The 18,445-nt window shown below is 38.2% G+C and carries 11 protein-coding genes and 1 tRNA gene; 7 read left to right on the top strand and 5 right to left on the bottom strand.

Annotated elements, in window-relative coordinates; genetic code table 11:
* Positions 1–19 precede the first annotated feature (19 nt).
* From PK943_01640 to PK943_01620, 5 genes are all read right to left on the bottom strand, one after another.
* Positions 20–1,795 (bottom strand): hypothetical protein, encoded by a 1,776-nt coding sequence (locus PK943_01640; protein ID HRN77916.1) that lies wholly within the window; start codon positions 1,793–1,795, stop codon positions 20–22.
* A 118-nt stretch (positions 1,796–1,913) separates the two neighbouring features.
* Positions 1,914–3,866 carry a hypothetical protein gene (locus PK943_01635; GenBank protein ID HRN77915.1) on the bottom strand — a complete coding sequence of 651 codons (1,953 nt, stop codon included), beginning with the start codon at positions 3,864–3,866 and terminating at the stop codon, positions 1,914–1,916.
* A 57-nt stretch (positions 3,867–3,923) separates the two neighbouring features.
* Positions 3,924–5,855: a hypothetical protein gene (locus PK943_01630; protein HRN77914.1), complete on the bottom strand. Its 1,932-nt coding sequence runs from the start codon at positions 5,853–5,855 to the stop codon at positions 3,924–3,926.
* 163 nt (positions 5,856–6,018) lie between these two features.
* Entirely contained in the window at positions 6,019–7,959 is a 1,941-nt protein-coding gene (locus tag PK943_01625) for a hypothetical protein (GenBank protein HRN77913.1), read from the bottom strand.
* A gap of 234 nt (positions 7,960–8,193) precedes the next feature.
* Positions 8,194–10,092 carry a hypothetical protein gene (locus PK943_01620; GenBank protein ID HRN77912.1) on the bottom strand — a complete coding sequence of 633 codons (1,899 nt, stop codon included), beginning with the start codon at positions 10,090–10,092 and terminating at the stop codon, positions 8,194–8,196.
* A 328-nt stretch (positions 10,093–10,420) separates the two neighbouring features.
* Here PK943_01620 and PK943_01615 point away from each other — a divergent pair, with 328 nt between their 5' ends.
* The 7 genes from PK943_01615 (at position 10,421) to PK943_01585 (ending at position 18,427) form a co-directional block, all read left to right on the top strand.
* Positions 10,421–11,254 (top strand): undecaprenyl-diphosphate phosphatase, encoded by an 834-nt coding sequence (locus PK943_01615; protein ID HRN77911.1) that lies wholly within the window; start codon positions 10,421–10,423, stop codon positions 11,252–11,254.
* A 74-nt stretch (positions 11,255–11,328) separates the two neighbouring features.
* Positions 11,329–13,638 carry a DNA translocase FtsK gene (locus PK943_01610; GenBank protein ID HRN77910.1) on the top strand — a complete coding sequence of 770 codons (2,310 nt, stop codon included), beginning with the start codon at positions 11,329–11,331 and terminating at the stop codon, positions 13,636–13,638.
* 186 nt (positions 13,639–13,824) lie between these two features.
* Positions 13,825–15,213 (top strand): UDP-N-acetylmuramoyl-tripeptide--D-alanyl-D-alanine ligase, encoded by a 1,389-nt coding sequence (gene murF, locus PK943_01605; protein HRN77909.1) that lies wholly within the window; start codon positions 13,825–13,827, stop codon positions 15,211–15,213.
* 14 nt (positions 15,214–15,227) lie between these two features.
* Entirely contained in the window at positions 15,228–16,130 is a 903-nt protein-coding gene (gene rsmH, locus PK943_01600; protein HRN77908.1) for a 16S rRNA (cytosine(1402)-N(4))-methyltransferase RsmH, read from the top strand.
* Positions 16,131–16,252: 122 nt separating this feature from the next.
* The gene (gene spoVG, locus PK943_01595) at positions 16,253–16,549 is read left to right on the top strand and encodes a septation regulator SpoVG (GenBank protein HRN77907.1); all 297 of its coding nucleotides are present in this window, start codon (positions 16,253–16,255) and stop codon (positions 16,547–16,549) included.
* A gap of 67 nt (positions 16,550–16,616) precedes the next feature.
* Positions 16,617–16,691: transfer RNA gene (locus PK943_01590), tRNA-Gln, on the top strand.
* Positions 16,692–16,993: 302 nt separating this feature from the next.
* Positions 16,994–18,427, top strand: a complete 1,434-nt coding sequence (locus tag PK943_01585) for an ATP-binding protein (protein HRN77906.1) — start codon at positions 16,994–16,996, stop codon at positions 18,425–18,427.
* Positions 18,428–18,445 lie beyond the last annotated feature (18 nt).

The following is an 18,445-nucleotide window of genomic DNA, read 5'->3' as shown; positions in this document are numbered from 1 at the left end:
TCAAATAGTGAATATGTTGTTATTCAAATGCAATACCACCTTTCGCCCAAATACCCCATTGTGATACGCTACAATTAAGGCAGGTTGTTGTACATGAACCTACGCAATTACTTTTGCATGCATCATTATCACCAGTGTGACCAAATTCAACTTCTCCACCCAAACCAAAAAATGGAATCCAACCGGTACGTTTGTTCCAGGAATGGCTTATGTGGAAAAATATTTTACTCGAGTGAGCACGTGCGCTAATGAGTGCAATATCATCAGCACTAATTAATATAGGATTAATTGATGTGTTAATTTGGGTATTGCTATTAATAGTTGTGTCTAATTGCGTGTCATCATCAGCAAAGGCGAGTTGTGGGTTATCTATATTCGGGTTGGTGCTTGGTGTGCTGCCATTTGTACCATTGGTAATAGTTGCGTTATTTTCTGTCGCAGAAAGGGCTACTGCATTATTATCATCGCGTCTAAATCCAAATACGTGAGCATCGCCTTTGAGTGCCCAGGTGCCAAGGTGTAGTGGCTCACACTCTACAATGCGTTTAATCGTTTCACATCCACGATACCAGAAATTGTAACCCAGATCATAACTCCAATCACCATGGGTATGATTGAGCATAATAGTCAAATCTGTTTGCAGATTTATTTTTGATTCAACTTCCATAGTGGTTAAATTAGCAAGAGGTGCCATTTGATTATCAAATTGATACGAAGGTACTACCGCACTAGCTGCAAGGGGGCCACCTTTCAGATCTTCAACATCAGATGTCATTTTTTGTGCTAACATGTACCTACTGAATGGTTTATCTTGTAAGTCAAACGTGCGCGTTTGTTTTTTTTCCATCAGATGTGTCAGGGTAAGGTTAAAGTAGACACCACATGTTGCATCGGTTTCTTCGTTGTGGTACCCCACATATTGACCGCCGATACCAGCGCCAATTTCCCAATGGTATGCATTGCCAACAATTGATTCGAAGAATACATCACCTTCTGGTTTGTTACCGGTTGGTGCAGCAACTTGTACATATAAACCTAAGCGTCCTTTTTCATTGAGCAGTGCGTTCCATCCAAGATTGGCACGTACATCTGCAAAGCGAGTACGAATACTTTTTTTATGCTTAATACGTGCTTTATCAAGTGATTGGAATACGACCGGTTGTAAGGTAGTGGTTGGAATGATACTCAGTCCACACGCATATTCGGAAAAATTATTCAGAAGTTCTTGGCGCCCAATACCGTCAAAGTTTCCATTAAAATAACCAGGTTCGTAATCATTGGTCCCTGGGTTAATTACTTGTTCACAAAAATTCAAATCCCATCGACTGTGTACAACTGGCGCAAATAATTCGAAATATAGTCCTTTAATACATTGGTCAAGACCAAAAAACCACTGTAAATCAACAATAAAATTATCAATGACCGGCTTAAAACGAATCGTACTTTGAAAGTCGGTTGGTAAATAGAAATAATCTGCAAGCCAATCAGTTGCTGCACGATCTGCTACTTGACTGCCAGATATGGTAATTATTTTGCAATCAGTTTTGCAACCAAACAAACATGCGTTGATGTTCTTTGGATCAAATGTGCGGCTGTATTCAGGAGTTATGGCAAAATCAAAATAAAATGTGTTGTGATCAAGTAAAAAAACATGGGGAACCATGCCTACCATGTGTCGGGGCGCATTGACACCTTGTGATCGCATCATAAAGAATGGAGTTACTAACTTATCAGCATAGGCTGTACAGGTAATGAGGGTAACAATGGTGTATACCAAATAGTTGGTAATATTCATGAGGACTCCTTTTTTGTTATGCGATCTTTTGTCTTATTTATATAATGGATATGGATAGAATGCAACAAAAAAAGCCCAGCATAATATGCTGAGCTTTTCTACAAAATTGCTTGTAAAATTATTCGAAAGAAACACCACCTTTAACCCAAATACCCCATTGTGATAAGCCGCAGGTCAGGCATGCCCCATTGCCGGTATCGCACGTGGTGTTACAATTGGTTTGACAATCGGTATCGCAAGATTCTGTGCAATCATTATCACATGCAAATTGATTGCAGCTACTTTTGCAAGAAGCGCCACCATTTTGTGCGAATTCTACTTCAGAACCAAATCCAAGGTATGGAATCCAGCGTTCTCTATCAGGCCATGTGTAATTGAAGCTGATAAACAATTTGTGTGTTAGTCCTTTGGTGCGTACAAAATTTATATCAGATTGTTTGATGAATATTGGTTGAATAGATGTGTTGATTTGCGGATTTGTTGCATCATTAATATCGGCAATAGGTAATACGCGTAATTCAGTATCAGCAGTAAAAGGGTCTGTTACATCACCGGTTGCAAGCTGCGGGTTATCTATATTAGGGTTTGTTTTAGCGGTTAAGATATCACTTGCAGTAGTCAGACCACCAACACCAAAATTTGTACCACCATAGATGGTTGCTTCACTGTTTGTAGCGGATAGAGGTACAGCGCCAAAAACATCTACAGCATCGACATCAAAACCATATACTTGCGCATCACCTTTGAGAGCCCACGTGTTTTCTGTAAATTGGCCACAATCGCAACGTACATCTATTTTTTCGCAACTTCTGCCCCAGAAATTATACCCAAAATCTATTGCCCAGTTACATACGGTGTAGTTAAACCATACGAGTACATCTGCTTGTACGCCGACTTTTACGTCAACATCAAATGTTGTGATATTTGCGACAGGAGTAAATATATTTTTGAACTGCGCATCTGGTGCTGTGCCATTGCCTTCTAGGTTAAATAAAATTTCAGATCCCATTTTTTCTGCAAGCATATAGCGGCTTAATGGTTTGTCACATAAATCAAATGTGCGACGTTGTCTTTTTGCAAACATATGCAATATATCAGCATGAAGGTTAATACTGCATGAATGATTTTCGCATGCAGAACGCCAGAAGGTGTAGTGACCATCAATATTGACCCCGAGCTCCCAATGCTTGTCATTACCATTTTGCGGTTCAAATAAATATTCTGCTTTTGCACGTGTACCAGTAGGGAATGCTGTTTCTATACCAAGACCAAGGTACCCATTTTCTGTTAATAAGAAATTGTATCCAATGCCCAATCTAATATCAGCAATATTGGTTTTTGATTTACTTTTGCGCATTTTTGCAAATTGGAGTGGGCGTAGTTGTGCTGTTATTTCTTGTTGCGGATCATCAGTACCTATTGTTTGTGTGAAAGTTCCTGGTGTATTACCAAGTGCGTAGTCTCTGAAATCTTCGAGCAATACATCGCGGCTGAGTGCGTTAGGAGTAAAATAGCCAGCATCATAACCATTAGTACCGTAGTCTTGAACATTTTCTCTGATATTGAGTGCCCATTTAGTCCAGTTGAAAGTAATAGTATTCCATGCATATAGCCCATTAAGTAGATAATCAAAACCTTTGTAGCTATATAATTCAGCAGTTATATTTTCAATACGAGGACTAAAACACACAATACTATTAAAGTCGGTTGGTAAATAAAAGTAATCAGCAAGCAAAGCATTTGAATCTCGATTGGCAACCCGGCTTCCTTGGATACTCAATGAACCATCGCAAACTGCATCACCAAATAGGCATTCAGTAATTTTACTGTTACGGAATGAACGGGTAAATTCAGGCGTGAGTGACCAGGTAGCATAAAAATTATTGCGATCTTCTTGGCCAAATAAATAAATGTGATTGTCAACTAAGCCTGGCAGACGGCGTACACTATTAAACCCTTGTGAGCGAATGGTAAATTTTGGGGTAACTTCTTTTTGGTTTGTATGCGCTGCATACATAACCGGAATGCTCAGTAATGAGGATACCGTAATAAGATTCTTGATGTGTTTCATTATTATACCTTCTTTTATAAACATCATAGATATTCCAATTTCTATATATTGTTTTAATTAAAAATTGGCGCCAGCTTTAAACCATATGCCCCATTGGCTGAGTCCACATTTTACACATGAACCAGATGCATCGCAGGAGTCATCACATTTTTCGTCACATTTTGTGTCTGCATCGCAACATACGACAATACCGCAACAGTCTGTTTCGCAATCATCTTTGCAGCAGCTAGAACCGCTTGTTGAAGCCCATTCAACTTCTCCACCTATGCCTACATACGGAAGAGCATGGTTTTTTTCTGTCCAGGTATAACCCATGTGGTAGAATATTTTATTTGAAATACCTTTAGTACGTACAAAGTTCACATCAGATTGTGCAATAAAAACTGGTTGTATTGAAGTATGAATTTGACCAAGTCCACCGCTACTACGAGATGCGTTCAGTGCAGTATCACTGGTGTCTGCAGTTGCCAATTGTGGATTATCAATATTTGGATTTAATCTACCGGCATTAATTTGTGCGGTAGTGATGGTACCAGAAGCTGGGAAGTTTTTGCCTGCGTTAATAGTAGCTTCACTTTGGGTAGCTGATAATGCGACCGGATCATTAATTAGTAAATCCGTGTCACTAGCGCTCATGTAGCCATATACTTGTGCATCACCTTTGAGCGCCCAGGTATTTTCTAAGAATGTAGGGCATTTACAATCAAGTTTTATTTTTTCACAGCTTCTGCCCCAGAAGTTGTACCCAAAATCCCAACTCCATGAGCCGGATGTATAATTAAACATAGCAACCACGTCTGCATTAACCGCAACGCTGACGTTCACATCAAAGGTAGTCAGGTTTGCAACCGGTGCAAATACTTCATTAAACTGTGCAGTTGCGGCGGTACCGTTTCCTTCAAGATTATCTGCAACATCAGTAGTTAATTTTTCTGCGAGCATATAACGACTGAGCGGTTTATTGCACAAATCAAAACAACGGCATTCATTATTGTTGAACATGTGTGTAATATTTGCATCTAGATAAAATCCGAAATGTTTTTCTTCGTCTTGTGAACGCCAGAAGATATAGTGTGCGCCAAGCCCACCACCAAGTTCCCAATGTTTATCATTACCATTTTGTGGTGAGAACAAGAATTTGGATTTTACTTTATTACCTGTAGGGGCAGATGCTTGAATATTGAGACCAAGATGGTAATCTTCTTTAAGTAAAAAATTCCAGCCCAATGCAAAGCGTAATTCAGATAAGCTCGTATTTGTTTTGCTGTCAGGACATATTCTTGCACATTGCAAACTTTGGAATGTTGTATCAAATTGTGCATTTATCGCATCAGCTCCTTTGGCTGCAAATTGCGTTACAACATTATCGGTACCTGGTGCATTGCCACTGACAAATTCTGCAAAGCTATTGAGTAATTGATTACGTGGTAACGCGTTGACGGTAAAATATCCTTCATTATAGGCATTTATACCAGGATCAATAACACGTTCATGGTAACGTAAATCCCATTTAGTCCAGGTGAGCGGTGCTTGTACCCAGAAATAAAGACCATGCACTAAATGATCAAAACCAACATAGTAATTAAAATCAATCAGTACATTTTGAATGAGTGGTTCTATAATTACTTCACTCGAAAAATCAGTTGGTAGGTAGAAATAATCAGCAAGTAAAGCACATTCATCTCTATTGCATGCTTGGCTACCTTGAATTTTTAAAATACGTTTATCACATAAAAAACTGCCAAACAAACATTCTGCAATTTGAGGAGCATTGAATGAGCGTGTGTATTCAAGCATAGCTGATAAGTTGTGATAATTTTCATCCATATCATAGATATCCACTTTGTCTACCGTGCCGACTAATCTGCGCAGTGCATTGGTACCTTGTGATCGAATGGTGAATTTGGGTGTTACTGTTTGGTGATCGGCTGTTATGATAAGACTAGTGGCTAACAGTATGAGTGATAAATATTTTGCATGTTGCTTCATTAGTAAGGCTCCTTTTTTTACATGAATAGTAGCTTTGCTTCTTTATTTTGTTTATACATTCCTTATATAAAAAATCAACAAATTTAAATAATTACATATCTAATACAATAAAAGAAGGCCCGGATAAAACCAGGCCTTCTTTAGAATTGTCTGATGTACTAAATTAACGATAAGAAACACCACCTTTGATCCATACACCCCATTGGCTTAAACCACATTTGAGGCAATTGCCATTGGTACTGTCATCACAGCAGCTGGTATCGCAGCAGCTCGAGTTGCTGGTGCACGGTGAACAGCATTCATCTTTGCAATTATCGCCATGTGAAGCCCATTCAACTTCAAAACCAACGCCCACATATGGCATCCATGTTTCGTTGTTGATCCAATTGTAGCTCAAATTAGAGAATAATTTATTAGAAATGCCTTTGGTTCTTGCAAAGTTAATATCAGATTGGGTGATGAATACCGGTTGAATTGAAGTGTTAATATTTTCAACATCAACAATGTCACCACGTTGTGGAGTGAGGAACTCAAGGGTATCTTCTGTAGCACCAGCAAGTGCAATTTGTGCATGATCTATATTTGGGTTACCTTTACCAGCAAGAGCCGCTACGCTACCACCAGCAACACCAGCAGTACCAAAGTTTGTGCCACCATTAATAGTAGCTTCACTTTGTGTTGCAGATAATGCAATAGGATCATTTGCTTCTAGAGGGTCGCTGTCACCAAGCATGTAACCATACACGTGCGCGTCACCTTTGAGTGCCCATGTATTTTCTTGGAAGGTTGTGCAGTTGCAATCAAGTTTGATTTTTTCACAGCTTCTGCCCCAGAAGTTGTAACCAAAATCCCAGCTGAGTCCGCCACTGGTGTAATTGAACATAGCAACGATATCAGCATTTGCACCAACACTTACATCAACTTTTAAGTTAGTAATGTTAGCAACTGGGCAGAATTCTTGCGCAAATTGAGAAGTTGCTGCAGTTGTTGCGGTAGACGCAAGATCAGGTATACCAGTTAAATTATTTTCCACTGGTCTGCCAAGTCTTTCAGCAAGCATATAACGGCTGAGTGGTTTGCCACACAAATCAAAGCAGCGGCATTGGCTGTTTTTGAACATGTGGGTAACGTTTGCATCCAAGTAGAAACCGAAGTGTTTTTCTTCGTCTTCACTTCTCCAGAGTAAAAAGTGTGCGTTTAATCCCACACCAAGTTCCCAGTGGTGGTCATTACCATTTTGTGCTGCGAATAAATAAGTTGGCGCTACATTGTTACCAGTTGGAGCTGAAGCTTGGATGTTAAGACCAAGGTGGTAATCTTCTTCTAATAAGAAGTTCCAACCTAAAGCAAAGCGTACTTCAGGAACGGTAGTTTTAGTATCTTCACCACAACCACAGATTTTTGCACAACCAAGTTTGCAGAACTTAGTTACAAATTCTACATCTGCTTCGCCACCAAAATCAGCTTCTTGAGTGATGGTGCCATTGCCCGGCGCATTACCACTGATATATGATTTAAAGCTTTGGAGTAATTCACTACGTGGTAATTCATTTGGTGTAAAGTAACCTTCGCAGTGGTTGTTAGTACCAGTGCTTACAATTGTTTCACAGAATTGTAAATCCCATTTTGTCCAAGTAATTGGGAATTGAACCCATGCATATAGACCAGTTGCCCATTGATCTAAACCAAAGTAAAGAAAGAAATCTGCAGAGAAATTTTGAATTTTAGGATCAATGCTGAAAGATCCATCATAGTCAGTAGGTAAATAGAAGTAATCAGCAAGTAATGCATTTTCATCTCTGCCTACCAAGTGGCTACCTTGTACATTTACTTTACAGCCGCACAACGCATCACCAAATAAACATTTTGCAATATCATCATTATTAAATGATTGGCTGTATTCAAGTGTTAACGCATAGGTGCCATTAAAAGAATCCATACCATATAAAAACATGTTGCCAACTGATTCTACCATTCTGCGTACTGCATTGGTACCTTGTGAACGAATGGTAAACTTTGGTGTTACCGATTGTTCAATTGCTCCAAAAGCAAGACTACTGCTCAGTAGTAATGCAAATGAGAGTTGTTTACGAAATTGCTTCATCCGGGACTCCTTTTTTGAAAGGTGGGTTAATGATACTCTTTTTTTTCTTTTATACATCAAGCCTATAAAAAAGCAATAAAAATTCACAATAAATTTTAACTAAAAAAACAAGGCCCGGAAAAATCCGAGCCTTGAAGTACTAGTTTTTATTTGCTCGCTGGTTATTAATTTCTTAACAACTAACGTTAAACAAATAACAAGAGAAAGCACGAGGCTTTCTCTTGTATGATATCATTAGTTAAAGGACAAGCCACCTTTAACAAACACACCCCATTGGCTTAGGCTGCATTTGAGGCAGTTACCATTGGTGTCGCAATCGCCACAGTCGCCACAATCACCGCAATCGTTGCAGCATTCATCTGCACAGTCACAGCTGCTGTTTGAACCGAATTCAGCTTCGAAACCAACGCTTAAGTAAGGGATCCAATCTTCTCTATCAACCCAAGTGTAGCCAAGGTTTGCAAACACTTTGTTTGAAATACCTTTAGTACGTGCAAAGTTAATGTCTGATTGTTTAATGAACACTGGTTGGATTGAAGTATTTGTTTGGCCAAGAACGTCAGCACGTGCTGCGTCTATTACTACTGGAGTAGGTCCACCAAAAGCAAGTTGAGCATTATCAACATTAGGGTTTAGAGTTGGTGTTCCACCATTTGTACCAGCGTTAATAGTAGCTTGGCTTTGTGTTGCAGATAACGCGATGAAATCGTTTACTGCAAACGGTGCATCTGCTACGTCAAAATAACCGTATACTTGTGAATCACCTTTAAGTGCCCAAGTGTTTTCTGCAAATGTTGTGCAGTCACAGTCTAGGCGGATTTTTTCACAGCTTCTGCCCCAGAAGTTGTAACCGAAATCAAAGTTCCATGCGTTGCATGTGTAATTGAACATAGCAACGATATCAGCATTGACTGCAACGCTTACATCAACTTTAAAGTTGGTAAGATTTGCAACCGGTGCAAATTCTTGTGCAAATTGGTAGTCAGCTGCAACCGCTGTTTCATCAGTAGCACCACCACTCAAGTTATCAGTTGCACTAGCAGCTGCTAATTTTTCAGCTAACATATAACGGCTTAATGGTTTGCCACACAAGTCAAAGCAGCGGCATTGGCTGTTTTTGAACATGTGAGTAACGTTTGCATCTAAATAGAAACCAAAGTGTTTTTCTTCGTCTTCACTTCTCCAGATGATGAAGTGTGCGCCAAGACCTGCACCAAGTTCCCAGTGTTTGTCGTTACCATTTTGTGCTGCGAACAAGAATGTTGGAGATACATCATTACCAGTTGGAGCTGAAGCTTGGATGTTCAACCCGAGGTGGTAGTCTTCATCAAGTAAGAAGTTCCAACCTAATGCAAAACGAACTTCAGATACTGTTGTTTTGCTAGTTTCGCCACAACCACAAATTTTTGCACAGCCAAGAGCGTTAAAGACAGTTGCTACTGCAGTGTCAGTATCTTGAGTAGATGCAGTTTGAGTTATGGTGCCAGGAGTATTACCTTGGATATATTCTTTGAAGCTACCTAATAATTCGCTACGTGGTAAAACGTTTGGTGTGAAGTAACCTTCAGCGTGGTCATTTGTACCAGCATCGTTTACTCTGTCGCAGAAATTAAGATTCCATTTAGTCCAAGTTACCGGGAATTGTACCCAGAAATAAAGACCTTGTGCCCATTCATCTAATCCAAAATAGAAGAAGAAATCAGCCATGAAGTTTTGGATTTTTGGATCAACACTGAAAGATCCATCATAATCAGTAGGAAGATAGAAATAGTCAGCAAGCAATGCATTTGCATCTCTGCCATCTACGTTGCTACCTTGTACTTTAATATTGCAATCACATGTACCAAACAAGCATTCAGCAATTTTATCGTTGTTGAATGATTGAGTGTATTCTAAAGTCAATGCCATAGTACCATTTAATTTGTCCATATCATACAAATTCATGTTGCCAACAGAATCAATCATACGGCGAACTGCGTTTGTACCTTGTGAACGAATGGTATATTTAGGGGTTACTGAATTGGTGCCTGTATTGCCATCACAACAGTCAGTTGTGCAGCAACTATCTGCTGATAACACGGCGCTGCTTAATAGTAGCGCAATGGAAAGAACCTTTTTTAACGTACGTTCCATAACGTCGACTCCTTTTTGAGTACTTGTATTAGTGAGTTACTACCTTTTTCGGGATGATGTTTTTAAAAAACATCGCAAAAGATTGAGTATATATGATTATGATTTGTGGTGGATTAGCTCTCCTTTCATTTTTTATAGGGGTTGAACCTATAATTTTCTACTTCTCATTCACTACTTTATTAGAAACTGGTTGGTATGGCAAGATGTATTAGACCATTTCTTAAATGACAGTATAATATGTTGATATTTAAAATGTAAAGAGAAAATATTATCAAATTAACGTGTGGATCGGTTTTTCCGTAGATTTAAGCATTAAATGAGGCTTCCCATGCTATTTTTTTATATATGGATTGCTTGCCAAATAGTCTTGGAGAGTCTTCCAATTAGCAGCTCAGGTCATATACAATTGCTCGAAGCCTTTAGTTCACGGATTTTTGGGCAAAGTAATAATTTTTTTGTTGGATTTAAAAGGTTTTTTGCGCGTGCCATACCAATTGATACACTTGCGCATGTATTGCATGCTCCCACAGTATTGATTGTTACGTGTTTTTTTTATAATCGTTGGATGTTTTTACTGCAACATATACAAAGGACATGGCGTATTATATTAAAAATTGTGTTTTTGGTCGGTATAGTTGATACGATTACTGCGTTGTTTTTTATTATATTTAAATGTGTATATCAACCCGAAATACCTTTGGGGTTAGGATTTTTTATTACCGCATGTACATTATATTCAACGCGTTATTGTGTATCACTTAAACCCAAGCAGTGGTCTTGGCAGTATGCTATTGTTATAGGTGTAGTACAAGGGATTACCTTATTACCAGGAATTTCTCGGTTTGCATCTGTGTATGCCGCAGCGCGGTGGTTGGGGTTGCCTCAAACTAAAGCATTTGAAATTACCTGGTTAGTTCAATGGCCATTAATTTTTGTAGCAAGTATGCATGGGATATATGCACTTTATACATATAATATGTTCCAACTATTTATACAGCCATATACGCTCATGGTCATGGGTGGTGCAACAATAATGGGATATTATATATTATATTGGATGTATGTACTCGCGCGTACCAATATGCTCTGGCGATTGAGTTATTATATGTTGGTGCCTATACTAGGGTGGTTATTATTATACTGCAACCTATTACTTTCTTAAGATTTCTTGTTTATAGTGTGGCAATAGCGGTACACTGAAAATAAATTTAATTCTTGAGTTATGAAGGAACTAGTATGCGAGTATCTTTTAATAAAAATACATTCATTTTATATGGGCGAGAATTGGTAGCATTGCTTGTATCATTGATAGCAGTTCTTTTTGCCGTTTCTTTATATTCATATAATCCAACAGATTCTTCGTGGTTTTTTATTACCAGCTTAACTCCGCGAGTGACGAACTGGTGTGGGTGGGTTGGTGCGCATATTGCTGCATTAAGTTGCTATTTATTTGGTGCTGCAGCCTGGTTGTTAGTGTTTGTGTTATTATTTAGTGCATATATTATTCTACGGGCACGGCCATTTTCTTATGAGTGGGAACGCTTTGTTGGTTTTGGTGTATTAATTTGGGTTGGTGCCGCATTATGCCGTGTTCATGCATTAGATTTTTGGGGTAGCCCCGTGTCTGGTGGTATAGCGGGACGTATGCTATATACCGGTTTATACGTAGGTATGAATCATGTGGGAACTATTATCTTATTATATGGTATATTTTTTGCGAGTGCTATTCTGGTGATTCGTTTTTCATGTATACGGTTTGTACAACAAGCAGTTATATTTAATCGTAAATTATTTGGTGAATATAAAGTGGCGCACAAAGCGTATGCATATGGCAAATTTATAGTGCTGCATATGGTATTTAAACCAATTGCTGGATGTGCGTATCATATAAAAGCATTACTTGATGGTTCTGCATTAAAAGAAACAGGTTTACTTGTACCAAAACAAGATGAAGATGAGCAAAACGTATTTTATTGGGATCCACAGTCGACGTCACAAGCATATGCTATTGAACATCAGGATGAAGATGACAGTGATTACATGATAGCGTCACCATCATTTAACGTTAATGATGCAGTGGTATCTCCAACGGTAATTGATATGGCACAAGGAGTTTCATCTGATCGCGCACAGATAGTGCCTAAACAGAAAATTAATACGTACTCTTTGCCGAGTTTAAATATTTTTATCTCAACTGCTGCTGAGCAACAAGATGCTGTTATTCGTAAAGAATTAGAAGAGCGAGCACACGTGTTGGAAGAAAAATTGGGCAGGTTCGGCGTGAGTGGTAAGGTAACAGAAATACGTCGTGGACCGGTGGTGACGGTATTTGAGTATGAACCGGAAATCGATACAAAGATTAGTAAAATTTTAGCGCTTGAAGATGATCTTGCCATGGCACTACAGGCATTGAGCATTCGTATTCTAGCTCCTATTCCGGGCAGATCGGTTGTAGGGTTTGAAGTTGCTAATAAAAAAAGAGAAGATGTATTATTTGCAGATGTAGTGCGTTCGGTAGATTTTACTAAATTTAAAGGATCATTACCGCTTGTGCTTGGTCAAGACACGGTGGGGCATAATGTGATTGTTGACCTTGCTAAGATGCCTCATTTATTGATTGCAGGATCTACCGGATCTGGTAAATCAGTTGCATTGAATGCTATGTTGGTGAGTTTGTTATGCAGGCTTAAACCAGAAGAATTACGTTTGGTACTCATTGATCCAAAGCGATTAGAGTTTGCTTCATACGCTGATATTGCACATTTATTGTTTCCTATTGTGACTGATCCACGTCGTGCAGCACCGGTGTTACGTTGGGTGGTTAAAGAAATGGAACAACGGTATGAAAAAATGGCAGCGTGTGGTGCGCGCAATATTTTTGATTATAACAATTGTACGATACATGCAGAGCATCAAGAAAAATTACCATTTATTGTGGTGATTATAGATGAACTTGCAGACTTAATGATGACTGCAGGTAGAGATATAGAAGATTTAATTACACGCATTGCACAAATGGCGCGTGCATCTGGTATTCACATGATCGTAGCGACACAGCGGCCATCAGTTGATGTGATTACAGGACTTATTAAAGTAAATTTCCCAAGCAGAATTTCTTTTCGAGTTACATCTAAGATTGATTCACGTACTATTTTAGATTGTGTGGGTGCAGACAAATTGTTAGGTCGAGGGGATATGTTATTTCTTGATGCAGCTACCGCTTCACTCAATCGTATACATGGCGCTTATCTGTCTAATAAGGAAATAGAAGATTTAGTACGTCATATACATGCAGAACGTACCGTGATGTACCTTGATTTGCATGAACAATTATTAAAGGAAGAAGACGCGTTATCACAAGAAGATGGCGAACTTATGCAAGAGATAATGGAATTTTTGCAAGATATTGATGAAGTTTCAATTTCATTACTACAACGTAGGTTTAGGATTGGTTATAATCGTTCGGCGCGCATTATAGATTTACTAGAATCGCGTGGTGCAATTTTACCAGCAGATGGTAGTAAGACACGCAAGGTTGTACGTTAAAATTCATATATGTGATTTTAGTAAGATAAATAAAAGACTGTATTTTACTCTGTAGACCCATTTTAGCTTGACAAATGAGCAAAAAAAAGCGATGTTGTTGTCCTTGCAAAATAGAGTGGTAAAAATAGAGAAAAAAATAAGCGTAATTAAGGTTGTTGTAGTGGTATGTTTACCTGGAGATAATCGATGCGATTTGATGAGCATTTTGTAACTGGTGTACTTTCTGACGTATCGATTTTATATAATACGTTTCCTCAAGATCATAAATTTTCAATAAATTCACGTACGTTGTTGCCCGGAGATATTTTTGTTGCATTGCCCGGCATGCGTTTTGATGGTCATGATTATATTGCACAAGCTTTTGAAAAAGGCGCAGCTGGGTGCATTATTTCTGCCGATAAAAAACATGTTTTGGATGCGCTTGATACTACAATGCTTAAAAATAAATTGGTATTAGTTGTTTCTGATACACTGCAGGCATTATTACGCTTAGCCGTTGCATGGCGAGCACAGTTTACGTACCCCGTTGTTGGCGTGACTGGTTCTGTTGGCAAGACTTCAACTAAAGAATTACTTGTAAATATTTTTACGCAGAATGGTACGAGCTTTATTGCTTCATATGATAATCAAAATACGAAGATTGGTCTTTCATTAAACATATTACGCATGCGTGCATCACATCAAGTTGCAATTTTTGAATTGGGTATTAGCAAACGTGGTGAAATGGCAGAATTAGCTGAGTTAGTTCGTCCAACCAGTGCGATTATCACCAATATTGGGCACCAGCATATGGATGGTCTTGGGTCGTTATATGATATTGCATTGGAAAAACGCGATATTTTTAAATGTTTTACTGAAGATAGCATAGGTATTGTTTTTGGTGATCAATCAGTACTTTCTCATGTTGCCTATACGCATCCGGTAATACGGTTTGGTTCAAAAACTACCAATCAAATTCAGGCGCGTAAAATACGTGTAGATGGAACAGATTTGCATTTTGTGATGAAAATTTATAAAAATAAATATCCTATTACGTTAAAGCATACACATATGGGTGCGGTATTTAATATACTTGCCGCAACAGCAGTAGCATATTTATTACGAGTTCCCGACAATATAATTGTACAGGCAGTGCAAAAGTCGCTTAAAGTTGCGGGTCGGTTTGAGCAGCTTATGCTCAAAAGATATCCTGGTACGCTTATTAATGATTGCTATAATGCAAGCCCAGAAAGTATGAAAGCATCATTGCTGGCGTTCCAAAATCTTGAAACATCAGCTCAAAAAGTTGCTGTGCTTGGTGATATGTTGGGACTTGGCGTTAACAGTCAGTTCTGGCATCGCCAGATAGGAAGATTCCTGCGTAAAACGCCATCGGTAAAACAAGTGATTTTAGTAGGAAATATGGTACAATGGATACAAGAGACCATTCCGGTAGGTACGCAGGTTGACTTAGTATCATCCTGGCAAGATGCGGTAGAACTCTTGGATAAAAAATTATATAAAGAATCAGTAGTACTGGTAAAAGGATCACATGATGTTGGTCTTGGAAATCTTGTTGATGTTATCAGTACCTAATTAATAATGTTCATATGCATGAAATAAATAAACCCTCGATTCACAAAACAGTCTTAGTACAAGAAGTGCTTGCGTATCTTGATCCACAGCCGGACAAGGTATATGTGGATGTTACATTTGGTGGCGGTGGCCACACGCGTGCTATTTTGCAGCATGAACCACGTTGCAAGGTTATTGGCATTGATTGGGATGCTCAGTCGTTAGAAACCTATGGCCCATCTATGCAAGAAGAGTTTGGTGATCGCTTTTCATATATATGGGGAAATTTTGGCCATATATATAGGTTGCTCAAAAAGGTTGGTATAAAGAAGGTTGATGGTATTTTAGCAGATTTTGGAACATCACAAATTCAAATTATTGAGCGTGCAGGGTTTTCTATCTATCGTGACACACCATTGGATATGCGCATGTCTGCTGGTCATCAGAGGACTACTGCTGAATATGTAGTCAACAAAGAACCAGAAGAAAAATTAGCGGATATCTTTTTCCACTACGGAGAAGAGCGTCAAGCAAAAAAAATTGCACGACTTATTGTGCAAGAGCGTAAATTGAAAAAAATTACTACGACCAAACAACTTGCTGAGCTGATTGAACGTATATTGCCCAAGCATCCTGGCATTAAAATACATCCTGCTACCAAGGTATTCCAGGCGTTGCGTATTTATGTAAACCGTGAACTCGATAATATTATATCATTTTTGGCAGCAGCACCGACGCTTATTACGCCGGGTGGTAGGCTTGTATGTATCAGTTTTCACTCGCTCGAAGACCGTTTAGTCAAACAGACATTCAAGGAATATGAAGACCTGGGAAAAGCAAAAGTTTTGACCAAAAAGGTAGTAGCTGCTACGCAAGAAGAAGTACAGAGAAATCCTTCCTCGCGGTCGGCAAAATTACGGGCCATTCAGGTGTTATAAGGACACCTTAGAATGGGTCAAAAATTATTTGACAAAACAGATCTTTATACTACAATTAAAGGCAGTTGTAGTAGGAATAGAAGCACTATTAAGGGATATTAAATCTCTGAAGGATTACAGCCATGGAAATAACAGAAGTCAAAGTTTTTCCAGCAAAGGACAACGGGCGTTTGAAGGCGTATGCAACAGTAGTTTTTGACGCTTGTTTTATTGTCCGAGATTTGAAGATTATTGAAGGTCACAAAGGTTTATTTGTATCGATGCCTTCACGTAAGCGCAAAGATGGTACCTTCAGAGATATAGTTCATCCACTTAATGCAGATACGCGTAGCAGAATTGAAGGCCGCGTGATAGAAGAGTACAACAAGGTAAAAGACGAAATTGGTGCAGGGACTTACCAAGTACCATTGGAAGACTAGAGATTTAATATCCTTCCTTTTTTACCAAAATCTGTTGTTTAACTTAGACATTATCTTAATTTTCTACTGGGGTGTAGCCAAGCGGTAAGGCAACGGTTTTTGGAGCCGTCATACGTAGGTTCGAATCCTACCGCCCCAGCCATTCATTTTCCCATTTTGTAAAAATCTACTATGAAGTATCATATGGTACTAATCAATAATAATAATTTTCTGTTTAAAGAATTTGAATTTAAGATTAATTAAAAGTGATTTTTTACCTCACTATAAAAAGTATTAACAATAATTATTAAAAGTCTCTTAATTTAAGAGACTTTTTTTGTTGATAATGTAACCCCCTGATTTTTTATCTGCAAAGCTTACATACCACTTGAACTTATTGTCAGATTGGGTACTATCGAAGATAGTAAGCGTGTTTGATTATCTCTGTAAATGGGGGCCATAGGCATGAAAATTATACAAAAATTGTCTATTTTTTTTCTTTTATCAGTAGTTGTATTACCATCCTATTCAATGGAAAAACCATCAGAAGACCAGAAAAGGGGTTTTCGGCAAGACCAGTCAAAGGGTAAAGGTAAGGGTAAATATAGAGAAAACATGGATCAATCGAACTCTACTTCTCAAGATTCCCGCAAAACTTCAATGAGGCCCTTTCATAAACCAACCACCTCAGGTTCTAAAGATTCCTCTTCACCTAACCCTGATCTATATACCATTAATTTTACTGATGATCTTATCAAGGAGATGAAGCAGGTTGCCAAAAATGTACCTGAAGATGCCAAGAATATTATCAATCACCTGGAAGACCCTACATTTTTACGTGATGGGTATTATCGCTATGCAACCTTTGTGGGAGAGCCAGGGACAGGTAAATCTACTCAGGCGAAGTTTATTGCATACAAATTAAGCAAGATAGGTTGGCAGCATAGATTCATTTCTAGTGGTGAACTTTTAGAAGATACACGGAATAGAACATTAGTACGTTTGCGCAATATGTTACACGAGCTTATCAGTAGTGATATTCCTTTTATTTTCATCATTGATGAGCTTAACGAATTATTAGAAAACACAGAAAGTGCTCATTACGATACCAGTGCGACGGCTAAGTTTTTGTGGCCATTTCTTGATGCTCAAGATAATAATCATAATTTCTTTTTTATAGGTACTATGAACAGAGACTCAAAATTACCTCATGCATTTAAAAATAGAGTTTGTTTACGTCGTATTAAATTTCATCTGTTTACTGATATAGCAACAAAAAATGCGGCTTTTCGTAGTAAATTCGATGAATATATAAAATTTGATCAGGATATTGATGATCAGTATTTGGATGCCCAGCTACAAAAGATAGGTACATGTAGTGGGCGTGATTTGCGTGAATTTTCTTCATTACTTAGAAGAATATTCCGTAGGTATGATAAGAAAAGCCCTATATTTCTTATTAATAAAAAATACCTAGAGGAAGGCATAAATGAATATATTGAAAATCGTGATGATATTCAGCATGATGACCGTGAAGAAACAGAAGCAACAATTCGCGAACGTCATTATGTGCAAGAAAAGATAGAAAAATTATTAGAAAAGCTTGGTGAAGAAAGAGTTTATTGTGTAAGATTGCCTAACGGTAATCCTCAATCTGGGAAACAATACATTATTAGTCTAATAGAAAGCGGTAATATAAATACTATTTATGATTTGGTGAGTAACAAAAATAAGGATCAGGATTGTAGGTATATTATTGAACAAATGTTGATACTTTTTACTGATGAACAAACAAAAATCGCTGAAGATTTGTTGCAAAATATTATTAGAAAAAGAAAGCGGGCATTAGAGGCATATAAAGTTCAGCCGCAAAATAATGAGGGTTGTTCTATTCTGTAGATTTTAATGAAGGAGAGT

The sequence above is a fragment of the Candidatus Dependentiae bacterium genome (assembly GCA_035445995.1).
In the GTDB taxonomy this organism is placed as follows: Bacteria; Babelota; Babeliae; order Babelales; family Vermiphilaceae; genus DAOMRS01.
This window is presented reverse-complemented; position numbering and strand designations above follow the sequence as displayed.